The sequence below is a fragment of the Paenibacillus amylolyticus genome, from assembly GCF_003719335.1.
GTDB lineage: Bacteria > Bacillota > Bacilli > Paenibacillales > Paenibacillaceae > Paenibacillus > Paenibacillus amylolyticus_D.
In genome coordinates this window covers 285,012-310,359 of record NZ_RIAS01000003.1, presented here as the reverse complement: position 1 = coordinate 310,359, position 25,348 = coordinate 285,012, and the positions used below count along the sequence as shown (strand labels likewise).

Below are 25,348 nucleotides of genomic sequence, written 5' to 3'. Positions count from 1 at the left end.
CCATGAAGTTAAAGAAATCTAGGGAATTAAAAACAGATACATTTTATCTGCCTGGAGGAAAACATTCGTTTGCTCATTCGATTGCTTGTGGAGCTTTAGCAGAAGAGTGTTTATTTGAAAATGTCCCTAATATAAGAGACTCCAAAGTGATCCTAGAAGTATTAAAAAATATATTTAAAACGGTAGAATTCAACGAGCATACAAAAATAGCACATCTTAAAGATCCTATTTACGCTGATGAAATGGTGATAACTAATGATCTTCTGAATCAATCAAGAAATATCTTTTGTATCATTCCAGCTTTGTTAAACCGTGTAGAGAAAGTGACGATCATCGGTGTCCCAACAGGCTGTAATATTGGTGAAAGACCCTCTGAATGGTATTACTCTATTTTAAAACAATTCGGCGTTGAATATAAAGAAGAACTTAATACAGTTACATTATCATGGAAAATTAAAAAATCAGCTCACATCCATTTTGAATATCCTACAATGACTGGAACTGTCATTGCCTTAGCTTGTGCCTGCCTAGTTCCGGGAAGAACTGAATTAAGTAACTGCTCCGTTGAGCCTTCTTGTTCTGATCAAATGGAGTGCATGCAGAAGTTGGGTGTGTCCATGGTTGGGGAATTGCCTGATTTACAAATACTTCACTCAATGACTGCAAAGAAGGTTCAATATGAATGCTCTTCAGACAGAGTTTATGCAGTGACCCTACTAACCGCCGCAATTTTAGCTGAAAAGAATTTTGTTATCCAATCAAAGTCAGAGATCAACATACCTGAATTTGTGAAATTTATGAGAGATCTTAATATTGAAGTTCATGATGCCGGAACCTCCATAAAAATTCAATTTGAAAATGATACATCGTTGAAGAGCACATTGATCGAAGCAGGCTCAGAACCTAAATTCAGTAGTGACTGGGGACCATTTGCTTTGCTTATTCTGGCAACTAAAAGCACAGGTAGAAGTACCATCACAGATGATGTATTTCTTAAAAGATTTCAATTTATTAACTTTTATAAGGATAAAAGAAACTTTGTCAATGTGAATTTAAGTGAGTCCTATAAAAATGATAGAAAAATAGCTGTTGCCGAAATCCAGGGAGAGAAAGGACCCATATACGGTGGCAGCGTAGAAAATTGTCCAGACATCAGAGGTTCTGCCGCAATAATCTTGTCAGCTATTGTATCCGAAGAACCGATTGAAATTTATGATCAATTTCAAATTTCAAGAGGATATGAAGATTTAGTTGGTGATCTAGAAAACATGGGTTTCATAGAAAGGTGTTGAAGATATGAAAGTACTGATAACCGGAGGGGCAGGTTTCATTGGTTCTCATGTCGTTTCCGAATTGTTGAAAGAGAACTATGATGTTTTTGTTTTGGACAACTTCTCAACAGGAAGAATCAAAAATCTTGAAGATCAAACGGAGATCAAGCGGTTAATCTGTGCAGACATTAATGACAGTTCAGTGGTGAGTATAATCCAAGAAATAAATCCTGACTACATGATCCACCTCGCAGCACAACCTAGTGTGGCTGTATCTCAACAAAATCCTTTATTGGATGTTGAAACGAATATGTATGGATTAGTTAATGTGTTAGAGGCAGCTAGAAGAACGGATTGTAGAAAATTTGTTTTTGCTACGAGTGGTGGGACTATTTATGGGAATGTAGAAAACGAACAATTACCGCTAGTTGAGGATCTACCTTTGAAGGCATGTTCTTTCTATGGCCTGACCAAATTAACGGCTATCCATTATCTGGATTTGTATAAAGAGCATTTTGGATTAGATTATTGTGCATTAGCTCTTGGTAATATATATGGTCCTAGACAAGATCCGTATGGCGAATCCGGTGTAATTGCTATATTCACCAATAAAATTATTAATAATGAGGATTGCACTATTAATGGAGATGGTTCGGTTACAAGAGATTATTTGTATGTTAAAGATGCGGCAGTAGCGTTTGTTAAATCGTTAGAACAAGGGTCGGGACTACTTAATTTGGGAACAGGCATCGAAACATCTGTACTTGAGGTGTTTAACGTAATCTCAAGTGTAAGTGGCAAGGAAACGAGAGTGAAGTATCGCGCTGCTTCTCCTGGCGAAGTTCAAAGAGTCTCTCTCTGTATAGATAAGATTCAGGACCAGATGAATTGGTCTCCGCAAGTTAGGTTCCCAGAAGGAATTCGATTAACCTATGAATGGTTTCTTACACCGACCAAGGAGGTTCAACATGTTAGATCAAATTGACGCAGTATTCCTTGACGCAGGAGGGGTGTTATTAAAGCCAGATTTTAGAAAAATTCAAAATTTGTTTGATGATCTGTCTTTGGAAGAAGAGATGATTGACAAGGCTCTTTATCCTGTTGGATGTAATGTTGGTGCAGGATTGGGCCCAGGAGATGATGATAATAAATTCGTATATGATTTTGCAATTTCATCAGGAATACCAGCAGAAAGAATACGTGGTAACGAGGAAAGGTTGCAGGAGATCATATTGTTCAGTGAATGGGTACCAAGAAATAGGAGTGAAATCAAGAGAGCGATACAATTTCTAAAAAGAAAAAACAAAAAAATTGTAATTGTAACGAATACGGAAAATGGTCTAGCGTCCAATTTGTTAAAAAAACTTGAAATTTGTTCAGAAGATGAAGAGGCTGAAACAATAGAGAAAGTGGATAAAATCATTGATTCCTGGGTCATCGGAATCCATAAACCTAACCCGGAAATTTATAAATATTCAGCAGATCAAATCAACGTTGAAATAACTCGATGTTTGCACATAGGAGATTCTGTTCGAAACGATTATGATTGCGCAAGGGAAGCGGGAGCTCAAGCGTTGTTATTCAGACCATACGAGCCAAAGCAAAATAATTCCATACAATCGCTATTAGATCTTATAACGGATGACAACGATTAGTCCTGTACAGTTGTTGTTAGAAAGGAACATACTCTTATGTTTGATTACGTCCTTGTGCTAGGTTTCGGAAGAATTGCCGAGGTTCTGTATATTCCCTGGCTGATTCAATTAAAAAGCAAAATCATTATCTGTGAAAAAGATGTTGGACGACATACTTATATAAAAAAAATAGTACCTAATGTGGAAGTGAGTGATTACATCCCAGTTGCCCCACAATCTTATCATGGAATTGCTTTGAATCTTACCCCGGTCTTTGCTCATGAATCTACAAACCGAGAACTTCTAGAGAAGGGATGGAACGTATTTTCAGAAAAGCTGGCAGCAAACAGTTCAACAGCATGGGCTGAATTGCTATCCATTGCGAAACAGAATAATTGTACCATCGTATCAGCTCCAGTTTCGGCCAATCAAACAGAAGAAGACAGAATGTTATTGGATATTAGAAATGAAAGTTTAGGTGAAATTGTAGAGGTGCATTGCCAATTTATTGGTGGTGGTCCTGCCAGAAGAGGCTTTATACAGGTGCAAAGAGAATGGATGCTAAAAAATGAGGATGCGCTAAGGGTGGACTTAGCACCCTATCTACTTACTCCTGTAGTAAAAGCGTTTGGGGCAATCAAAGAGGTAATCTGGATGTCAAACAGGTACTACCCTGATGTTGTTGTCGAGAATACGGATCGTATTATTAAACCGGAGTATGGATCATCAGAAGTTGGGATTGGAGTAATAAACCATAGCATCGCTACCTTTTTAGTATCGTACAGACCTAACGTTAAAGACGTTACCACCAAAATAGAGATTATCGGTACCAAAAAAGGGAGTTGTTATGATTTATCTGAAAAAGTATCTGAGGGAGTGCATTCCTTTAATAGGGTTCAAGCTGCACTGGAGTTATTAAAGGAGTGTATTGAGGAAGAAAGAGTATACCAGAATCATCAACAAGTCGTCAGCAATGTAATCTCATGTATTAAAGGAGAATAGACATGAAAGCTATAATTCCTGCTTCAGGCAAAGGTACACGAATGAAGGAAATAACCAACTCAATGCCCAAGGAACTATTGTACGTTGGAGGCAAACCTCTTATTGATCATGCAGTAACAGAATGCATTGATGCTGGAATTAAAGAAATCATTGTGAGTATTACTCAAGAAAAATTAGCTATTAAAGATTACTTCTTAAGATCATTCAAAGAGAATAGCCCTCTATCTGAAAAAATGAAGGAAAGTTCAGTCTCTATTCAATTTGTTATTCAAGATGTTCCTGATGGGACAGGCGGGGCAATCATAGCCTCCCAACATATAATTGGAAGCGATGGTTTTCTTGTCGTATTTCCGGATGTACTGGTTTCCTATAGAACCAATACGTTAAAAGAGATGATAGAACTGCAAAAAGAGTATGATTGTCCAATCGTGATGGTGGATTCAATTACAAAAGATGAGTTTGACAGGTACGGAGTAACGTTTAACTTTAAAGGTGATCCTGGTCCTTATTTCATCGATGAATTATACGAGAAACCTGGCTCTATAGATAACTTCTCCCTGCAATTTCATGGAATTGTCGGTCGATACGTATTTCCCAATGATTTCATACAGAAGCTTGAATATGTTGAAATGAATAAGAAAAATGAAATCGATCTGACAGATGCTTTGGTTGGCATTCCTAGAAAAATGGCCCAACCTTTAGACGGAAGGCATTTCGATTGCGGCTCAATAGGCCCTTATAAAAGGAATTTGTCTCTAATGGAAAAGGAACTGCAGTTATGAAAACGGTTCTTGTTCTTGCCCCCAATATTTCTCCGTATCCTGGAGGAGCAGAAGTTTATATTAGTGATTTAATGAAAGAATTAATTGCTTTCGGCTGGAAAGTTATATGTGTAACTGAAAATCCTCCAGAATATAACACCTCTCCAATTGAATATCTGCAAGCATCCGCAAACATAGAAAAAATAACATCATCCAAAACGGTTACGTGGCGTGAAATGATCTTTTCATTACTGGACTGTATGGAAGAAATTGAATCAAAAAAGATAGATATTATTCATGCTAATAGTATCGAAGCAAGTCTATTGGGGAAAATAATTTCAGAACATTGTAATATTCCCCTAGTTGCTACCATACATGAGCATAAGCCTGAGGAAAAATCGTTCGGAATGGGTAGAGTAAAGCTGTTGTTTGAGAGGCTTCAATTGGATGCAATCATAGCTCCAAGTTCTTTCTACTACAACAGAGCTTTAAAACATAACATGAAAGCCTCGAACGTGTATAAGGTTGTTCACGGCATTGATATTGATCGAATGTCTTCCTTCACAAACCAAAGCAACCATGTTCCAAGCGGTACTCTTAAAATTCTCTTTGTTGGTCGTGTATATTCGCCAAAAGGGTTACACATCTTGATCGAGGCTTTGGGCAAACTTAAATTTAGTTTTCATTTCACGCTCTCTGTTGTAGGTCCTCTTACAGATGTAATGTATAAAAATCAATTGGATAACATCATTTCTTTTTACGGTATGCAAGATTACATTACATTCCATGGCCCTGTATCTTCCCAAAGTGTAAAGGATTTTATGCTTACATCGGACGTTATGGTTGTTCCAAGCCTTGAAGAAGGTTTTGGACTTTCAATAGTGGAAGCAAATATGTTGCGTTTGCCCGTAATTGCATCAAAAGCTGGAGGAATTAATGACATTATCGAACACAATAAAAATGGGCTGCTCTTTGAAGTAGGTGATGTGCAAGATCTTACGGAGAAACTTCATTGTTTTATAGAGAACCAAGCGGATATTTCTACTTATGTGGAGAATGCATATATTCGTGCAAAACGTGATTTTTCATCCATCAGGATGGCAAAGGAGACCATTGAGGTTTATGAACATATTTTAGAAGGAGCTGGGAAACATGAACGATATAATCATTAAGCAGGCTTTGCTCTGTGCCCGGACTTATTTTGATGAGAGTTCTAAAATTAGCCCTTCCATGGCCAATAGAGTACACATTGTTTTTGAAGAGATTTTCAATATTTTACTTAGACTAAGTGGCATTAGCGATTTAGAGCAGAAGTTAAAACATTTGAATGAGCATATGCAGGATGTTGAATTCAAAGAAAATTTAACCAAGCAACTCATTGGCAATATAACAGATATGAGAGAGATTGCTCTATTAAATCAACATCTAAAATATTTAGCAGAATTCGGGCGAATCCTGCCTTTCGAAGGTCCTTCTTACTATGAACTTTCTGAACCGAATAAAATAGATGATCAAATCCATTTTCTGAAAGAAAGCTTGATAAAGCATAAATTAGTGAAAAAGAGTACGACCGCTCCGATCGCAATAATCCTTCCTTTTCGTATTGCCAATAAGTTCAGATTACGAAATTTACTATCTTCATTACTTGGAATTCATAATAGTTTCATTGATAAAAGTAAGTACAGCATTATTGCAGTGAATCAAGATGCCGAGGATTGTTATGAAGATGTCATAAGTGATTATGTAGACCACTACATTTTCGCTAAAAATGAAACAGCATATAATGTCTCATGGGCTAGAAATATAGGTGCTGTGTGTGGCCGGGAATCCGAAATATTACTATTTTGGGATATTGATATCGTGGCTCCTCGGGAATTGATTAATAAAATCTATGAATCTTTTGATGACAGCATCGGGTGTGTAGTTCCTTACACAAGTGGAATAAATTTAAACGAAAGATCCACTTCTTATTTTATAGAACATATCCCCTCAACGATTGCTTATAACAGCTTAATGGACAATTTGAACGGTCAAGTGATGCACGAAGTATACGGTTTTATGATTGCCGTAAGATCTAATGAATATTTTAAAATTGGTGGTTTCGATGAAAGGTATGAGGGCTGGGGGGATGAAGATAATGATTTTTATTCCAGGATCTATGCTTCCACAAAAATAAGAAGACTGAATTTACCCATTTATCATCTGGATCATCCAAGACCATTAATGAGAATAGAAGGCGAAAAATTAAATCGGAATTTAATAAACGATCCCATTAGTGAGCAGGACAATATAGGAGTTCTTAATAAATATTCGTCTTAACTGAAGGAAAGAGGGATATATTGGTGATTGAATCTCAACAGCCTAGCGAATATAAACTTTGGAAACTATCATGGCCGATATGTGTACAACTATTAATGGTACATTTAATTTTGGTAACCGATTCATTTTTTTTGAGCCAAATCTCAGAAAATTATGCGGCGAGTGTCGGAGCTTTATTCCCCTTATACGGGATATTTTATACTTTATTCGAACAAATGGGGTACGCTGGCTGTAGTGTTGCTTCTCAATACCTTGGCGCAAAAAAGAATGAGTTCGTCAATGTGACTTATGTTATATCGATCATATTAATGTTTTGCTTGGGTTTGGTTGTGAGCTTGTGCATGTTTTTCGGATCTGATGTAATTGGGACATGGTTAGGATTATCTGGTGAAAATAAAAACATTGCCAGTTTATATTTAAGTATAACGGGAACATCCTTGATTCTTGAATGTATGCGAGCGACTTATAACGGTATTCTTACGGCTAAAGGTAAAACCTGGGTTACCATGGTAGGGGCAATTTTATACAATATCGTTAATATCGTTTTAAATTATATTTGTTTAGTAGGTGCTTTTGGTATTCCGAAGCTAGGATTAGTGGGGATTGCATTTTCTACAGTATTCGCCCAGGTTGTGGGTCTTGTTTTCTTAGTGATCTTCGTTCACTGGAGGGAGCATGTGACGTGCAAGCTTGAGGATCTTAAGAGACATTTCAAAACCATTGTCAGACACATACTTAATATTGGTGTCCCATCCACAATAGAACCTATGTCCGTGCAGCTAGTTAGCGTAGTCATGACTTATTTGATCTTATTGTTCGGGATAAGCTCAATGGCAGCGAAAACGTATACATTTAATGTATTACTTTTGTTGACTTCGTGGTCTGTAGCAATAGGTGTGGGCACATCTATACTCATTGCCCGAAATGTTGGAGCAAAAAGTTTTGACGGTGCAAACAGACAACTTCACAGAAGTCTTTTATTAAGTATGTCGGTTAATTTCATCGTTGTATTCCTATTTTATCTATCCTCGAACTATATTTTTGGATTATTTACGAATGATCCGGAGATTTTGAAAATGTGCAAAAATTTATTGTTAATTAGTATGTTTTGGGAACCTGTTAGAGCCTTGAATATTATCGTAGCTTATTCACTAGCTTCGGCAGGAGATGCAAAATTTTCAGCTGTAGTTGGTTGTATCGTGATGTGGGTTTTGGGACTTCCGTTATGTTATTTGTTCGGTTATGTTTTTGGTTTAGGTTTACTCGGAATTTGGTTAGGATTATTCATTGATGAGGTGCTCAGAGGGCTAGTATACTATCTACGATGGAGAGTAAGAAAATGGGAGAAAACCGGTGTCGTGGATTATGACTACAGTTCAAACAGTAGAGAAGTGACAAATTGAGTCATGTGCAAGTGAGTAAGCAAAATGTCCCTTTAAAACATTGAATTATAAATAAAGATCTGTCTATTGTATAACAGAAATCGAAATTGTAAATGCCTCTTATAGGATGAATGAGGAGAAATCTCATTTAACCATAAGAGGCATCTTGTCGTTTTATATTTGATTCATAAAAATACAGTGCTTATGTACTAAAAGAAAGTATGGTTTTGCCGCCCAAAGAAGCCGGACAAGTGTTATAATGATGCGTATGGATACACGTGTTCGTATTTTGACCTGAAAGAGGTGGATTCAATTCCATGAGAGATCATTCGGAACAGCTGGAATTCATGGAGATTGATCTAAGTGAAGATACAGAGACAACCTCGATTCGTATACCTGATCGTTCATCTTTGGAGAAGCAAATTCGCCAACCACACAAGTCGCAGGGAGCCGTATTGTCTTCGGAGAAGCGATTTGTTGAGGAGGCTAGACGCCTCGCAGAAGTTACGGAAGAAGAAACTTCACCTGTTCCGTTTATGAGCTACTGGCCGACGTATGGGGTGATGAATGATGCGCAGCTGAAATGGTATTTGTACTGGAGAACGGAGGTGCGCCAGGAAAGATACCTGGATGTCGACCTCTCGTATCTGTTTGTTCATGTTTACGAGTTGATTAACGGGATCGGCTGGTTGCATCCGGAGGATGGTTATCTCCAATTAAAACGATTATGGTTGAATTACCGAGAGCGGCTTCCTCAGCTTCATGTTTATATGCAGGAGTGGGTGGTCGATTACATTCTAGTTCACGATCTTCATGCATTATTTGGTGAAGTGATGAAGATTTCGGGTGATTATTTGCCAGCATCATTGTTGGACAAGGAATTACAACAGGTGTTACAGGAGAATGTCGCTGAGGTAACGCTGGATATGCTGAAATGGTATTATGACTATGATGTTACGATGAACACCTTTTACCGTGATGGCGGCAAAGAATGGATGGAACGATATGTGCCCAAAGTGATGGCTGTAATGGATTCGTATTTGAAGCGGACGCAACAAAGAGGGCTCTTGCCTGAACTCCAACCGAAAGCCGAGCAGACAGTGAAACGCACGCTATTTCATAAAGCGGTGTATGACGAGTCCATTTACGGCAGATTTGTTACGTTCACTCATTTTCCTTTCATATCGGATCAACAATTTGTGAAGAGGTTAACCCGGATTTACCGCTGTACGGAAAATAAGCTGCGTGAACTGTTAGGCTTCCGAGGTCGTTTGCGCGGTAAAACGCTGGAGCCTGAGCTTGCCAGTGTGATTGAGCGTTATCTGGAAAGAGCTTTTGCCATGGAACAAGCTGAGGCCGTAACTGCGCCAGCCATTCAGATCGATACGGCCAAATTGGCATCTTTGCAGGAGGATAGCGAATATGTGCGTAAGGCGCTGAGCATTGAAGATAATGCACATTCCGAATCGGATGAGGCTGCATCTGGCCTTGAAGAAAACGCAGACGGGAATGAAAGACACGGAATAGATGAGTTGCTCTGCCAAGAACAGCAAGACAGTTCACTACCGATTTTAGAGAACAGGGTCCAACCATCGGGGAGTTCAGATTTGTGGAATGAAGTTCTTATGTGGGACGAAGCGGCGGAAGCCCATGTATCAGAGGAGTGGCGGGAATTCGCCGAGAGGTTGGACTCCCGGCATGTAAGAGCCATCCACGCTTTGCTTGGTGAGCATCCGGATGGCGATTTGATGCGTCTTGCCGAAGAAACGGGAACGATGCCTGCACTTTTACTGGATGAAATGAATGATATCGCAATGGAAACCATCGGAGACCTGCTGGTTGATGGTGACCGAATCGTTGCTGATTATATCGATGTATTTGAACATGTGAAGAGGTGATTGACATGACGGAGCATAGAGTGAATGAACATCAACCAAACCAGCTTAAGATTCCAAAACGCTTGACCACCGCACTGGTGAATTCATTAACGGCAGGTGTCGTGCCGCGGATTGGTCTGGAACAAATTGCTGTAGGACGAAAGCCGGAAGTAGAGGCAATCCTGCGAGATTTAGATAACATCGCTGAAGGCGGTGCGGCATTTAAATTGATTACTGGCCGTTATGGCAGCGGTAAAAGCTTTCTTTTGCAAATGATTCGTAACTATGCGATGGATCGTGAATTTGTGGTTGCGGATGCGGATCTCTCCCCAGAGCGTAGACTTGTTGGCGCGAAAGGACAAGGTTTGGCGACTTATCGTGAGCTGATGACACGATTGTCTACACGAACACGCCCGGATGGTGGGGCATTGGAGCCTATTTTGCAAAAATGGATTGCAGGCTTGCAGCAAACAGCGATGACCCAGTTGAATATACGTCCAGATGATCCTGCGTTACCACTGGAGGTAGAGAAACAGATTTACCTGGTGACAGGTGAGATGCAGAATCTGGTTCACGGTTTTGATTTTGCCAAAGTGCTTGCTTCTTACTGGAATGGTTACAAACTTGCCGATGATGACCTGAAACAGTCTGCACTCCGCTGGCTTCGGGGCGAATTCGCAACCAAAACGGAGGCCAAGAAAGAGCTCTCCGTGGGTGTAATTATCGATGATGACAACTGGTATGACTATTTCAAATTATGGTCTGAATTTACGGCGCGCATCGGTTACAAAGGGCTGTTGCTCTTTATCGACGAAGCAGTGAATCTGTATAAAATTACAAACAGCGTTTCGCGTCAAAGTAACTACGAGAAGCTGCTGACGATGTTTAATGATACAATGCAGGGGAAAGCCGAGCACCTGGGCATTTTTGTGGGGGGGACTCCTCAGTTTGTAGAAGATGAACGCCGTGGTTTATTCAGCTATGAAGCGCTTCGTTCCAGACTTATTGACGGTCGTTATGCCGCAAGTGCATATGCGAATTATACGGGTCCCATTATCAAACTTGCGATGTTATCGCATGAAGAAATTTTGATTTTGTTACAAAAGTTACGCCAGATTCATGCCCTTCATTTTGCGTATACGGCGAGTTTGAGCGATGAACAATTAGTTGATTTTATGCAAATGGCTGTGAATCGTTTGGGTGCGGATGAGCTTTTGACAACACGAGAAGTGGTGCGGGACTTTATGGATGTGTTACATACGCTGCAACAGAATCCTGATGTCACATATGAGCAGCTACTCGGTGAGCGTGCAGTACAGGCGAACAGTTCGGGTCGTGGAACGTCTGGTTCAACACAGGAGCCGGATGAGCTGGATGATTTTCTGGCGGAGTTCGAACTATGAGTGACAATCCAAATCCATTTTATAGACTGGCCCCGTTTGTGCAGGAATTTATATATAAAAAAAGATGGGAATCGCTGCGTCCTGCGCAGATTGAAGCGTGCAACATTTGTTTTCATTCCTCTCACCACATGCTGATTGCGGCGGGGACGGCTTCCGGCAAGACGGAGGCCGCTTTTTTTCCCGCGTTGACTGAACTGTATGATGAGCCTTCCAAGTCGGTGGGAATTCTGTATATTGGCCCTTTAAAAGCACTGATTAACGACCAGTTCGAACGACTCAAAGACTTGCTCACGGAAGGGAATATTCCTGTCTGGCATTGGCATGGGGATGTGCCGCAGTCTGAGAAAACCAAGCTGATGAAAAAACCGTCAGGTGTGCTGCAGATTACGCCCGAATCGCTGGAAGGGCTCTTGATGAATCGTCCGAATGCGATTCCAGCGCTTTTTCATGATCTGCGTTATGTCATTATCGATGAGGTACATGCGTTTATGGGAGCAGATCGGGGCATTCAGGTGTTGAGTCAACTAGCTCGAATCGAACGTATGGCGGGCTGTTCCCCTAGAAGAGTTGGACTATCCGCTACACTTAGCGATTATGATGCAGCGACAGCTTGGCTTGCAGCAGGGACGCGGCAAGGCGTCGATGTAGTATCCTCCCCGGGCGGACGCAAGCTGCGGCTGCGGGTGGAGCATTTTTCATTCCCGGATGCACAGAACGAAGAGCAGGCTGAGCAGCTTCATCATGCGCGTAAAGCCTATTACGACTTTATTTACGAGAGCACCTATCGCAAAAAAGCACTGATTTTCACCAACAGCCGCACGGATGCGGAAGTCACCATTCTGGAGATGCGCCGTGTTGCAGCGCGCAGAGAAGAGCGGGATGTGTTCCATGTGCATCATGGAAGTATATCGGCCATGCTGAGAGAAGAAACCGAAGCGGCTTTGCGGACAGGTGCAGGTCCTGCTGTCGCTGCGGCGACGGTTACGCTGGAACTCGGCATTGATCTGGGAGAATTGGAACGTGTCGTTCAGCTTGGGGCACCTTATAGTGCTTCGAGTTTCGTTCAGCGGCTAGGTCGCTCGGGTAGGCGTGATGATATGGCATCGGAGATGCTTTTTGTATGCCCGGAGGAAGAAGACGAGGAAGCGCAGTTGCCCGCTCGTATGCCATGGACATTAATGCGTGCAATAGCTGTGATTGAGCTGTATGTTAAAACCAAATGGGTAGAGCCACTTGAAGCTCGGAAAATGCCCATTGGCGTTCTCTATCACCAGACGATGAGCATGTTGAAAAGTATGGGGGAGGCTGAGCCAAGAGAGCTTGCGGCCGCGATCCTCTCCCTGGCGCCGTTTTCAGAGATTACACCGGATCAATATCAAACGTTCCTGAATTACCTGATTGCGACAGATCATCTGCAATGGACGGAGGAACAGACGCTGATTATCGGACTCACGGGTGAAAAGATCGTAAACAACTATCGCTTCTATGCCGTGTTCAAGGACGATGAAGAGCATAAAGTGCTGAACGGTTCGGAAGAGATCGGGTCGATCACGACCGTGCCGCCGCCAGGCTATTGTTTCTCGCTCGCTGGCAAGCTGTGGAAGGTGGAAGAGGTGGATCACAAGCACAAGGCTGTGTACGTGAAGTCCGCGAAGGGCAAAGTCGATACACTGTGGCTTGGTGCAGGTGGAGATATTCATACCGCGGTCGTACAAAAAATGCGCGAAGTGCTGTCCGAATCCGTGATATACCCGTATCTGTCTCCACAAGCGGTGAACCGTTTGGAGCGTGCACGTCGCCTGGCTCGCGAGAGCGGATTGCTCAAACAGGTCGTCATTCCCGCGGGCGGTGATTCCATGTATGTGTTGCCGTGGGTAGGAAGCAAATCGTTTCGCACGCTGGAGCGGTTGATGAAACATAATTTGTCTGAAAGGCTCGCTTTGCGTTCCGTTGTGCCGATGGAACCATACTATTTTGTGGTATCAGGCAAAGTGGATGAACGAACCTTGTTAGCCGAGATGATGAGTGAGTGTCGAACGGCTCAGGATGCATCTGATCTGCTTGCTGAGGATGAAGCACCGTATCTTGGCAAATATGATGAATTTATAGCACCACCTTTGATTCGTGAAGCTTTCGCGGTGGATGGGCTAGACCTCGAAGGATTGAAATCAGGATTGCAAAAGACGTTAGAGTGGGAAAGTTAGAGCGGCGCTAGAGTGAACAAATGAGATTGGCCGTTTAAAGTTTACAATTTTAAAAATTTGTAAGTTCGAAATTAAAAAGAAATGGGTTGACACCACCTGACCTCCCATGTAATATATGAAAAGTCGTCACACATGAGCGATAGTTAAATTGCATACTTCATTTCGTATAACCTCGCAGGCCGAAAGTGTACACAGGGCGAGGGTCTCTACGGGAAGCCTATACTTCCTAACTACGATGCAAAGGAATCAATATATTCCTTGCTCGGAGTTAGGATTTTTTGCATTTAATACGTGGTTGTGACCTTACATGAGCCCGGACACGGGGCGCATTATTGAATCATCAGGAGGTTAATTACACATGAAATATTATTTGTCAGTCCTTGCAGGCGCGATGAGTTATGGTATTCTGTCCACCATTGTTGTACTGGCGTATGGCCAGGGATATCAACTTGGTGAGGTTGTGGGAACACAACTGATTACCGGCTTCATCTTGTCATGGATGCTGGCTCTATACACACGTTTTAGAGCTAAACGCAAAGCACAGGCTGCTGGTGGCCAGGCTAAGGTTGCATCGGCTAGCCCTTCACAGGTCTTCACACGTCTAACTTGGAAACAACGTTTGATGCTAATGGCCGCCGGGACACCAACCGTAATTACGGGACTCGTATATTACCAATCGTTGCGTTACATTCCGGCATCACTTGCGATCATCCTGCTCTTCCAATTTACGTGGATTAGCGTGCTGATTCAGGCGATTAGCAAACGTCAGCGTCCAGACAAAATTACGTTCCTGACCCTCTTTATTCTGTTTGGGGGAACCTTGCTGGCAGCAGGTTTTCTGGAACAGGGCATTAGTAAACTCAGTGGTTTAGGGATTGCGCTCGGATTAATGGCTGCTGTTAGTTACTCCTTGTTTGTATTATTCAGCGGTAAAGCGGTTCCTTCTGGACACCCTGCATTTCGCAGTGCATGGATGGTTACAGGCGGATTGATTCTGCTGTGCATCTTGTTCCCGCCGACTTTCCTCTTTAACGGTCTAATCTGGAGTCAACTGCTTATATTTGGATTATTGCTTGGTTTTTTTGGTGCTTTTATCCCTCCAGTGCTGTTCGCCATCGGCGTACCTCATATTGGTGGAGATATGGCAGGTATTCTGGGGGCAGTTGAGCTTCCGGTTGCGGTGCTTTTATCCTCCATCGTACTGCATGAGCATGTTAGCGCTCTACAGTGGTTTGGTGTCGTGATCGTACTGATTGGTGTGGCTCTGCCAGAATTGTACAAAATGAGAGCACGGCGAAGTCGGAGCACACCTGTATATTCCGGATAGCCCAGAGGGGTCATTTTCATTAAGTTAAGAATGGGGTATGCTTGTATAGTACATCCATCCACTTAAAAATGAAGATGGGACAACGGGATAAGGAGTGTGTATATGAATAACTGGTTTAAAAAGACATGGCCGATCTTAACCTTGGGTGTGGCTGTGATTGCTCTGCTTAGTGGATTTTTTGTATACTTCATGGGCAAAGACGTATCCCCGGGATCGGGCAATGCAGTAACGGCCAAGGTCGAAACACCGGAGGATTTGAAGGGATATGAGGTCATTAATGTGAACGTGAGCAACGAAGGATTTGAGCCGAATGTCATTGAGGTGAAATCTGGAGTGCCTACGAAAATTAATTTCATCCTGACCCGAAGCGTGACACACGTCAAATCTGTCGCTGCAGAGAAGTTAGGCATGGATCTTTATATGCAAAAGGGAGATAACTACTACACCGTTGATCAGAACGTCGCCCCAGGAGAATATGAGCTTCACTGCGGGATGTACATGATCTACGGAACGATTAAGGTTATTTAGAGAGTCAGCGTAACGGATAGGGAATGTTCTCCAGAGATCTTTAGTTCAACTCATATAGAGGAGCAGAGTTCGGGCAACCGGACTTTGCTCCTTTTTTGCCTGCATGATATCATGAACGAGGAACATAATCGATCTGGAGGTGCAGCAATGAAAGCGCTATTTATCGGAGGGACAGGCACTATAAGTACAGCTATTACCGAGATGCTTGCGAAGCAAGGCTGTGAATTGTATTTGATTAATCGCGGCAATCATAACGATGATTTGCCTGCAGAAGTCAAGGTTCTTCAAGCCGACATTAATGACGAAAAACGGGTGGCCGAGCTGATCGCCGATTTACAATTTGATGTAGTTGCTGATTTTATTGCATTCGTACCCGCTCAGCTGGAGAGAGATTATCGGTTGTTTCAAGGCAAGACCAAGCAGTTCATTTTTATAAGTTCCGCATCGGCTTACCAGACACCGCTGTCCGATTACAGAATCACCGAAGGAACGCCATTATCGAATCCATTCTGGGAATACTCCCGTAACAAAATTGCGTGTGAAGACTACCTTATGAAATTATATCGGGATGAAGGTTTTCCTGTGACCATTGTTCGTCCAAGCCATACCTATGGCAATAAGTCCGTACCGCTTGGTGTGCATGGTGCGAAGGGAAGCTGGCAGGTTCTGAAGCGTATGCTTGAAAATAAACCAGTGATCATCCACGGTGATGGCACTTCGTTATGGACGATTACACACAACACCGATTTTGCCAAAGGTTTTATCGGCTTAATGGGCAACATCCACGCTATCGGTGAGGCTGTACATATCACCTCGGATGAGTCTGTCACATGGAACCAGATTCATGAAATCATTGCTGATGTGCTTGGGGTCAAGTTGCATGCAGTTCATGTGCCATCGGATTTTTTGGCGGCTAGCAGTGATTTGGATTTCCGGGGTGGTTTGCTTGGAGATAAAGCCAACACGGTTGTTTTTGATAACAGCAAACTGAAACGGCTGGTTCCTGATTTTGTTGCAACGACAAGGGCGGATCAAGGCATACGCAGTACGATTGTGCATATTCTGAAGCACCCCGAATTACAAATGGAGGATTCTGAATTCGATCAGTGGTGTGATCGGGTTGTCAGCACATTGGACGAGGCGTTGCTTAAAATCAGAGATGGAAAATAAGACTCGAAAGAGAAGGACATTTTATACACATCCCCATTCCAGGTATTTACATTCGATTTTCGAATCGTTATAATCAATAAAAATTAACACTTTAGGGGAGGCACCCCAACTCAGGACATTGTTCCTTGGTTGGGGTGCCTCCTTTTTTTGTGTGCACAAAAAGGGGAGCAAGGTATTGAAAAACTCAAGAAAACGGTTAAAAAAGCAAGCGGAGCAGATGTCTAAAGTAATGCTGGCTTTTGCATTACTGTCGCCTCATACATTGATGCCTGAATGGAGCCAAGCGAGCACAGCAATGACAGCAACGGTAGAGAATATTGGGGTAGTATCCGATACATCCTCATTGAAGGCGGTACAATCCTCCAAAGTGAAAGTGGAGATGAACAGCGATGGAAAATACCGAATCGTATTACTGCCAAGTACGAACGTTTTTTACGGAGGTAACACGGGTAACGTATCGACGATTATTGACCACCACGGCACAGCAATCAATTTCAAATCTGAATAAACTGATGCAGGTTATTGCAAGCATCACAGATTCCCTTTGAATTGGTTTTAATGTTATTATTGGTGTAATGATACTGTATATACTTTGGACTATTAATTTACACATAAATATCTTTAGTTCAGTTTATATAAGTTGCTAATATGACATAAAAAGGGTAATGAACTATGGTGATGAAAAATGAATAATAAATTTATCCGGATATACGAAGATATTGCTGGACGTATTCGGAATGGAGACATCGAAGCGGGCACACTGCTTCAATCAGAACTGGATTTATCAGAACGGTATCAAACATCAAGGGAAACGATCCGTAAAGCACTGAAAATGCTATATGAAGAAGGTTACATCCAAAAGATTCAAGGTAAAGGTTCCATTGTACTCGACATCCGTAAAATTGATTTCCCCGTGTCAGGCCTCGTTAGCTTTAAGGAGCTCGCACAAAAGATGGGACACCGCGCACAAACGGTGGTAAAGCTGTTTGAGGAACAAACGGTGGATCAGGCGCTCAGCCAAAAGACGAGCTTTGGTCTGAATGAACAAGTGTGGCAGATCAATCGTGTTCGCATTGTAGATGGAGAACATGTCATTTTGGACAAAGACTATATCAGCCAGCGGTTAATTCCAGGGCTGAACCAGGAAATCTGTAATGACTCCATCTATGAGTATATCGAACAGAAACTTGGGCTATCGATATCTTATGCCAAGAAAGAAATATTGGTAGAGGAGCCTACGGCTGAAGATCGCGAGTTACTTGATCTTGAAGGTTTTCACAATGTTGTTGTCGTGAGAAGTCAGGTGTATCTTGAAGATACTAGCCAGTTCCAGTATACGGAATCACGTCATCGACCGGACAAGTTCACATTTGTGGACTTTGCCAGACGCAAGTAATTGGAGTAGAAAGTTAAGAAAATAAGCTATACGTACTCGGTAATTAAATACGTTACCTAATGTCGACAAGCAAAGAGTATCAGGTCACTGTAATCAGATGTGATCGGGTACTCTTTTTGTCATACAAGATTAAAAACGTTTGAAAACATTTCATCTATGGGGGAGGGAGAAGCATACAGAAGAAGTTATAGAGTTGTTGAAATGAAGCTGCACGGTAAGTGACAGGACAAAGCATGATATAGGGTTGATGTGCTGTTTGTTTTTCACATCTCAAATAATAAAACGAAATAAAAGTTGCTTTCTATAGGTATTCTTTGTATTTTTCTGTTTTCTCTCATAAAATATTTGTTTTCAAAACAAAACAAAGATGATAAACTCGGATTTAGGAAGAAAACAAACATTATCGGAGGGGAACAAATGGTACAGAGTTTATGGAATGCAGCGAAGGCATCAGAGAAAACAACAGGGCTTGAACAATTAGTTTACCGCTCTAATCTGATCGGAACAGATCGTCGGGTTTGCAATATTTATGGGGGTAACACATCTACTAAAACAACAGTAAAGGATTTCCGCGGTCGTGATGTCGAAGTGATGTATGTGAAGGGGAGCGGCTCGGATCTCGGTTCCATGGAAGCAAAGCATTTTACCGGACTGGCGCTTGAAGATATCGGCCCGCTCATGGAACGTGACTCGATGTCAGATGAAGAGATGGTTGAATATCTCGGGCATTGCATGATTGATGCGAAACATCCGCGAGCTTCTATTGAAACGCTGCTGCATGCGTTTCTCCCGTTCAAACATGTGGATCATACTCACCCGGATGCGATTATCAGTCTCTGCTGTGCAGATAACGGGAAAGAGCTGGCACGTGAAATATATGGAGAGCGTTTTGTGTGGGTTCCTTATGTGCGCCCAGGTTTTACACTCTCCAAAATGATTGCTGAAAGCGTATCCGCAAATCCGAATGCAGAGCTAGTTCTCATGGAGAAGCACGGTCTAGTGACTTGGGGAGAAAGCTCTGAGGAATGTTACGTACAGACGATCAAGATCATTAATGAAGCAGAAGCATTCATCGAGGCACGTGTTAATGAAGCTAATCTCTTTGGCGGAGTAAAACACCAAGCACTTCCTGCTGAAGTTCGTCGTCAGATTGCTGCTCGTGTGATGCCTGTCATTCGCGGGGCCGTGTCGGACAGCAAAAAAATGATTTTGTCCTTTGACGATCAGGAGGATGTACTTGCTTTTGCAGGTGGAGCAGATTCTCCGCAGTTGTCTCAGGTTGGCGCGGCTTGTCCAGATCATCTGGTACATACCAAAGTGGTGCCGCTGTTTATTGACTGGACGCCGAATGCGGATGATATTGATGGATTAAAAGCAAAGCTTGCGGAAGGCATCGCCGCGTACAAAGAACAATATAAGCAATATTTTGAAGGCAACAAAAATGAAGGCGATGTGATGTTCGAAGCGGCTCCTCGCGTTATTCTCATTCCTGGCGTAGGTATGATCAATACAGGCAAAAGCTGGGCGTTGTCCCAAGTCAGCGGTGCGTTGTATCATCGGGCGATTGCAGTTATGCGCGGGGCAACAAGCCTCGGTAAATTCGTTTCGCTCAGTGCGAACGAATCTTACAATGTGGAATACTGGCCGCTGGAGCTATATAAGTTGTCGCTGGCCCCTGCAGAAACAGAGTTTTCTCGCAAAGTTGCCTTTATTACGGGCGGTGCAGGCGGTATCGGTAGTGAAACAGCACGTAAACTCGTTTCGGAAGGCGCACATGTTGTGCTTGCAGATTTGAATCTGGAAGGCGCACAGAAGGTAGCACAGGAAATTAACGATCAATACGGTGCCAATCGTGCATTTGCACTCAAGATGGACGTGACAGATGAAGAAGCGGTACAGGCAGCTTATGCAGAAACGGCTCTGCAATACGGTGGTGTGGATATCATCGTTAACAATGCCGGTCTGGCTACATCCAGTCCATTTGACGAAACTTCATTGAAGGAATGGAATCTGAATATGAGCGTGCTGGGCACGGGTTATTTCCTGGTTGCTCGCGAAGCATTCAAATTGATGAAAGAGCAGGGGATCGGTGGAAGCATGGTCTTCATCGGATCGAAAAACTCGGTATATGCAGGTAAAAGTGCTTCTGCTTACAGCTCGGCCAAGGCACTCGAAGCCCATCTGGCTCGCTGCATTGCGGCGGAAGGCGGCGAATATGGCATTCGTGTCAATACCATATTACCGGATGCGATCCTGCAAGGTTCTGCGATCTGGAACGGATCTTGGAGGAACGAACGTGCCGCCGCATACGGCATTGAACCGGATCAGTTGGAAGAATATTATCGCAAACGCACAACGCTGCTCGTTAACATCTATCCGAGGGATATCGCGGAAGGCATTGCCTTCTTCGCTTCATCGAAATCGGAGAAAACGACAGGTTGTATGCTGACTATTGATGGTGGTGTACCCGCAGCATTTACACGTTAAGGAGGTTAAATCGATGCAAAATCAGGTGGAACAAGCGTACCAAGCTGCGAAGTCTTTATATGCTCAACATGGCATCAATACAGATGATGTATTAAATAAGCTGGCAGATATCAAAGTATCCGTACACTGCTGGCAAGGAGATGATGTCAAAGGTTTTCTCAACCAGGAAGGTGAACTGACGGGTGGCATATCGGTTACGGGAAACTATCCGGGCGCAGCAACAACCCCTGCGGAGCTTCGTGCAGACCTGGAGAAAGCTTTTGCTCTCATTCCCGGTAAACATAAAGTCAATCTGCATGCGATCTATGCCGATACAGACGAACAGGTGGAGCTGGATCAGATTGAGCCAAGACATTACGAAAACTGGGTAAAATGGGCGAAAGAGCACGGCCTTGGACTGGACTTCAACCCAACGTGTTTCTCACATGAAAAATCAAGCGACGGCTTCACACTCAGTCATCCTGACCCCGAGATTCGCAAATTCTGGATTGATCATTGCAAAGCTTCTCGGCGAATTGGTGCGTATTTCGGCGAACAACTGGGCCAAACCTGTGTGACCAATGTATGGGTACCGGATGGTTTCAAGGACAACCCTGTTGACCGGATGTCTCCCCGCAAACGTCTGAAGGACTCATTGGACGAAGTATTTGCCGAACCGCTGAATCCGAAGCACAATCTGGATGCGGTTGAAAGCAAGCTGTTTGGTCTTGGTTCAGAAGCTTATGTTGTCGGTTCACATGAGTTTTATATGGGATACGGGTTGCAAAATGATACGTTAATCTGCCTGGATGCCGGTCATTTTCATCCAACAGAAGTGATATCAAACAAGCTGTCCTCTCTGGCATTATTCACGAGCGGTATTCTGCTTCACGTTAGCCGTCCGATGCGCTGGGACAGCGATCATGTTGTTATTATGGACGACGAATTGCTTGAAATTGCCCGTGAATTGGTGCGTCATGAGCTTCTCGGCACAACACATATCGGACTGGACTTCTTTGACGCCAGTATTAACCGCGTAGCTGCATGGGTTGTCGGTACGCGCAACACCATTAAAGCTTTGCTGCGAGCTATGCTGGAACCGGTAGAAGCTTTAAAACAGGCGGAGCTGGATGGAGATTACACGACACGCCTGGCCTTGACGGAGGAGTTCAAATCCTATCCATTTGGCGCAGTATGGGACTACTATTGTGCTCAGCAAGGTGTGCCTGTACGTGAACAGTGGATTAAAGAAGTTAAATCCTACGAGCAGGACGTTCTTTTGCAAAGAACATAATTGTTATATGATGGAATCTCATAGACCACGTCGGAACGAACGTTCCGTACGTGGTTTTTCGCGTATATCCGCTGTTATGCATAACCAAGGCGATTCCTTCCATACTAGGAATACATAAGAAGAAATTAAGGATGAGATCCAGAGGAGGGTGAAAGCATTTTGAAGTTTGCTCATAACAAACTATATATAGCTGCACTTGGCGGCGTGAATGAAATCGGGAAAAACATGTATTTGATTCAGTATGATCAAGACATCATTGTGATTGACTGTGGTTCGAAGTTCCCGGATGAAACGATGCCAGGCATTGATCTCATCGTGCCGGATGTTACGTATTTGCTCGAAAATCAGGATAAAGTAAAGGCCCTTGTAGTCACGCATGGACATGAGGATCATATTGGTGGAATTCCGTATCTTCTAAAACAAATCAATATCCCCGTTTACGCTTCCAGGCTAACACGAGGTCTAATTGAGTTGAAATTGAGAGAGCATAACCTGCTGCGCCAATCCGATCTGCACACCATTGACGCAAACTCTCAGCTCAAGCTGGGCAGTATCGATGTTTCTTTTTTTGCAACGAGTCACAGCATCCCGGACTGTCTGGGTATTTTCTTTCAAACGCCGGCAGGCAATGTGGTGCACACGGGAGACTTCAAATTTGATATGTCCCCTGTAAACGGTCCTTTCCCGGATTTACACCGCATGGCTGAGATCGGGAAACAAGGGGTGCATGTGCTGCTTTCCGAGAGCACCAATGCCGAAAGACCGGGATTCACTCCTTCAGAACGTGTTGTCGGGGACCATATTCTGGATGCATTTATTCGTGCGAAGCAAAAGGTGTTTATCTCTACCTTCGCATCCAATATCAGCAGAGTTCAACAGATCGTGAATGCTGCGTTTCAGACTGGCCGCAAGCTGGCATTGCTTGGACGAAGCATGATTAACGTCGTGAATGTTGCAAGTGAACTCGGTTATCTCGACGTTCCCGACGGACTATTGATTGAAGCCGCTGATTCAGGACAGTTTCCGCGGGAGCAGGTGGTTGTGCTATGTACGGGAAGCCAGGGAGAGGCGATGGCTGCCTTGTCCAGGCTGGCTGCGGGCAAACATCCTCAAGTTAGCATTGAATCTGGAGATACGGTTATCATTGCAGCAGGAGCCATACCTGGCAACGAAAGGAACCTTGCCCATGTCATCGACAACCTGTATGTTCTGGGTGCTCGTGTGATTTATGGCTCCAGCGGAGCGGCGGGAATGCACGTATCCGGTCATGGCAGTCAGGAAGAGCTGAAACTGATGCTTACGCTGATGAAGCCGGATTATTTGGTACCGATTCACGGTGAATTCCGGATGTTGTATCAGCACAGATTGCTTGCGGAATCTGTAGGGATTGAGCAAAGTCGTGTGTTTATCGTCAATAATGGAGATATGGTGGAATACAGAGACGGAACGGCTTCATTAGGTCCGAAGATTGCCTCAGGTAACAGCTTGGTTGACGGGCTTATTATCGGTGACGTCGGCAATATTGTGCTTCGGGATCGCAGGCAGCTATCATCGGATGGGATGCTGGTCATTGTAACCACGCTTAGTAAAACAGAAAAACAAATGGTTGCCTCCCCGGAGATCATCTCCAGAGGTTTTGTTTTTGTGAAGGACTCGGAACAATTCATGAAGGAGATTCATGAACGGGTCGTTAACCGGATGGATGAATTAACGGGTGCCGGGGTCAATCAGTGGAATGTGATCAAACGGAAGCTGAAAGATGAGATCGGCCATTACATTTATGCGCAAACCAAGCGCAGACCTATGATTTTGCCGATTATTATTGAGGTATGATTGAACTAAATGATGTTTGCAGGCAGAACGGAAGACCATCCGTGCCTGATGTCTTAGAGTTTGTGTCTTCAAAATGACTTTGCCAAGCTCGGTTCGATTCGTATGTAGCACACGACGCTGTGAGCTTCTGCGTGAATCGGGCTTTTTTGCTATGTCATCCTGCTCATATTCGATGAGCTTCGCGATTTAAGTTATAATACATAAATGAATGATTTTATAAATAATTTAGACTCATTATTTACACAGAAACGGAGAGGACAGAAAAAACCTGGAAAAGCGGAGCGGCCGCCTAAAAGCTTTCTGAAAGAAAGCTGCATCGGAAGCATACGCTTATCACCGGATTTTCTCCTTATAGAAAAGGGAATTCATAAAATCTGGGGATAACAGCGGTTGGAAGGTTATTCTGACATCGAAGTGAACGTGTAAATCATATTTCGTGCAATTCATTTAGATCAAAAGGAGTTTCTTATGAATAAAACGATTTCAGATATCGCTCAGATGGCAGGTGTGGCGAAGAGTACCGTATCTCGTTTCCTGAACGGCGGCTCGGTCAGCGAAGATACCCGTCAGAAGATTGAGCATATTATTAAACAATATAATTATGTTCCGAACACTTTTGCACAGAGTCTCAAAGCAAAAAAGACCAGCATTATCGGTACAGTGGTTCCGCGACTGGATTCCTATGCGACATCACAGACGCTGATCGGCATCGATGAGGAGCTAAGAGGACTGCAATATCAGATGCTCATTGCCAACACGAGCCAGGATATGCAACGAGAGATTGATGCGATTTATGATTTTGCCAGACAAAAAGTATCCGGGATCATTCTACTTGCTGCTGAAATTACAGATGCACACCTGAAGGCCATTGAAGACATCCAGATTCCCGTGTTACTGGTAGGACAGCAGCATGAGTTACTGCATAGTCTTATTCACAACGACGAACAAGCTGGATATCTCATGGGGGAATATGTTGTGGAACAGGGGCATCGAGAGATTGTGTACCTGGGAGTAAGCGAGAAAGATCAGGCCGTAGGTATTCATCGTAAACAAGGGTTTAAACAGGCGATTGATGAGTGCAGTGATTGTACGGTAAGGTATTATGAAACGAGCTTCAAAATGTCAGAAGCAGTGATTACGGCAGCGGAGATTCTGGAAAAAAATAGACCCTCTCTTATCGTTGCAGCGACAGATAATATTGCGATGGGCGTTATGAAAACAGCGTCCTTTCAAAAAATTAGCATCCCCCAGCAATTGTCAGTAGCCGGGTTCGGCGGATACGATATCACTGAAATGATTCATCCGACGCTGACAACCGTAAAATATCATTATTTACAGGCTGGAAAACTCGCGGCGAACCATATCAGCAAGCTCGTTAAAGGGGAGAGTGTGAGTCAGCACACAGTTATGGATGTCGAATTAATTCTCCGAGAAAGCGTTGACAAAATATAAATTGATCCATTATGATAATTCCATCGAAC

Annotated in this window: 20 protein-coding genes and 1 riboswitch; all 20 genes read left to right on the top strand. The window is 43.2% G+C overall.

The features are described from left to right. Window positions 1-2: 2 nt before the first annotated feature. The 20 genes from EC604_RS08100 to EC604_RS08005 all read left to right on the top strand — a co-directional run bounded on the left by EC604_RS08100 (window position 3) and on the right by EC604_RS08005 (window position 25,319). Window positions 3-1,292, top strand: coding sequence for a hypothetical protein (locus tag EC604_RS08100; protein ID WP_123063668.1), 1,290 nt, complete (start codon window positions 3-5; stop codon window positions 1,290-1,292). Between the two features lie 4 nt (window positions 1,293-1,296). After that, window positions 1,297-2,256 carry a GDP-mannose 4,6-dehydratase gene (locus tag EC604_RS08095; RefSeq protein WP_123063667.1) on the top strand — a complete coding sequence of 320 codons (960 nt, stop codon included), beginning with the start codon at window positions 1,297-1,299 and terminating at the stop codon, window positions 2,254-2,256. Then, window positions 2,240-2,926 carry an HAD family hydrolase gene (locus EC604_RS08090; protein ID WP_161556883.1) on the top strand — a complete coding sequence of 229 codons (687 nt, stop codon included), beginning with the start codon at window positions 2,240-2,242 and terminating at the stop codon, window positions 2,924-2,926. The genes EC604_RS08095 and EC604_RS08090 overlap by 17 nt, the downstream gene beginning before the upstream one ends. Window positions 2,927-2,962: 36 nt before the next feature. Beyond that, window positions 2,963-3,907 (top strand): hypothetical protein, encoded by a 945-nt coding sequence (locus EC604_RS08085; RefSeq protein ID WP_123063665.1) that lies wholly within the window; start codon window positions 2,963-2,965, stop codon window positions 3,905-3,907. 2 nt (window positions 3,908-3,909) lie between these two features. Next, window positions 3,910-4,689 (top strand): sugar phosphate nucleotidyltransferase, encoded by a 780-nt coding sequence (locus tag EC604_RS08080; protein WP_123063664.1) that lies wholly within the window; start codon window positions 3,910-3,912, stop codon window positions 4,687-4,689. Next, a complete protein-coding gene (locus tag EC604_RS08075; protein ID WP_123063663.1) occupies window positions 4,686-5,840 on the top strand; it encodes a glycosyltransferase family 4 protein in 1,155 nt (384 codons plus the stop codon). Before EC604_RS08080 ends, EC604_RS08075 begins: the two co-directional genes overlap by 4 nt. After that, a complete protein-coding gene (locus EC604_RS08070; protein WP_123063662.1) occupies window positions 5,821-6,987 on the top strand; it encodes a galactosyltransferase-related protein in 1,167 nt (388 codons plus the stop codon). Before EC604_RS08075 ends, EC604_RS08070 begins: the two co-directional genes overlap by 20 nt. Before the next feature lie 23 nt (window positions 6,988-7,010). Beyond that, entirely contained in the window at window positions 7,011-8,390 is a 1,380-nt protein-coding gene (locus EC604_RS08065; protein ID WP_123063661.1) for an MATE family efflux transporter, read from the top strand. Window positions 8,391-8,686: 296 nt separating this feature from the next. Continuing rightward, complete coding sequence (locus EC604_RS08060; protein ID WP_123063660.1) at window positions 8,687-10,267, top strand: TerB N-terminal domain-containing protein; 1,581 nt, start codon at window positions 8,687-8,689, stop codon at window positions 10,265-10,267. A gap of 5 nt (window positions 10,268-10,272) precedes the next feature. Next, entirely contained in the window at window positions 10,273-11,649 is a 1,377-nt protein-coding gene (locus EC604_RS08055) for an ATP-binding protein (protein WP_123063659.1), read from the top strand. Beyond that, window positions 11,646-13,853 (top strand): DEAD/DEAH box helicase, encoded by a 2,208-nt coding sequence (locus EC604_RS08050; protein ID WP_123063658.1) that lies wholly within the window; start codon window positions 11,646-11,648, stop codon window positions 13,851-13,853. Before EC604_RS08055 ends, EC604_RS08050 begins: the two co-directional genes overlap by 4 nt. 142 nt (window positions 13,854-13,995) lie before the next feature. Continuing rightward, a riboswitch (purine riboswitch) is annotated at window positions 13,996-14,106 on the top strand. A 105-nt stretch (window positions 14,107-14,211) separates the two neighbouring features. Then, a complete protein-coding gene (locus tag EC604_RS08045; protein ID WP_123063657.1) occupies window positions 14,212-15,180 on the top strand; it encodes an EamA family transporter in 969 nt (322 codons plus the stop codon). 102 nt (window positions 15,181-15,282) lie between these two features. Next, window positions 15,283-15,708, top strand: coding sequence for a cupredoxin domain-containing protein (locus tag EC604_RS08040; protein ID WP_123063656.1), 426 nt, complete (start codon window positions 15,283-15,285; stop codon window positions 15,706-15,708). 147 nt (window positions 15,709-15,855) lie between these two features. Continuing rightward, window positions 15,856-16,878: an SDR family oxidoreductase gene (locus EC604_RS08035; protein WP_123063655.1), complete on the top strand. Its 1,023-nt coding sequence runs from the start codon at window positions 15,856-15,858 to the stop codon at window positions 16,876-16,878. A gap of 175 nt (window positions 16,879-17,053) precedes the next feature. Next, a complete protein-coding gene (locus tag EC604_RS08030; RefSeq protein ID WP_123063654.1) occupies window positions 17,054-17,386 on the top strand; it encodes a hypothetical protein in 333 nt (110 codons plus the stop codon). A gap of 177 nt (window positions 17,387-17,563) precedes the next feature. Further along, complete coding sequence (gene treR, locus EC604_RS08025) at window positions 17,564-18,274, top strand: trehalose operon repressor (RefSeq protein ID WP_123063653.1); 711 nt, start codon at window positions 17,564-17,566, stop codon at window positions 18,272-18,274. A gap of 417 nt (window positions 18,275-18,691) precedes the next feature. Next, window positions 18,692-20,761 (top strand): bifunctional aldolase/short-chain dehydrogenase, encoded by a 2,070-nt coding sequence (locus EC604_RS08020; RefSeq protein ID WP_123063652.1) that lies wholly within the window; start codon window positions 18,692-18,694, stop codon window positions 20,759-20,761. A 13-nt stretch (window positions 20,762-20,774) separates the two neighbouring features. After that, a complete protein-coding gene (rhaA, locus tag EC604_RS08015) occupies window positions 20,775-22,034 on the top strand; it encodes an L-rhamnose isomerase (protein WP_123063651.1) in 1,260 nt (419 codons plus the stop codon). A gap of 159 nt (window positions 22,035-22,193) precedes the next feature. Then, complete coding sequence (locus EC604_RS08010; protein WP_123063650.1) at window positions 22,194-23,867, top strand: ribonuclease J; 1,674 nt, start codon at window positions 22,194-22,196, stop codon at window positions 23,865-23,867. Window positions 23,868-24,335: 468 nt separating this feature from the next. Further along, complete coding sequence (locus tag EC604_RS08005) at window positions 24,336-25,319, top strand: LacI family DNA-binding transcriptional regulator (RefSeq protein ID WP_123063649.1); 984 nt, start codon at window positions 24,336-24,338, stop codon at window positions 25,317-25,319. The last annotated feature ends 29 nt before the right edge of the window (window positions 25,320-25,348 follow it).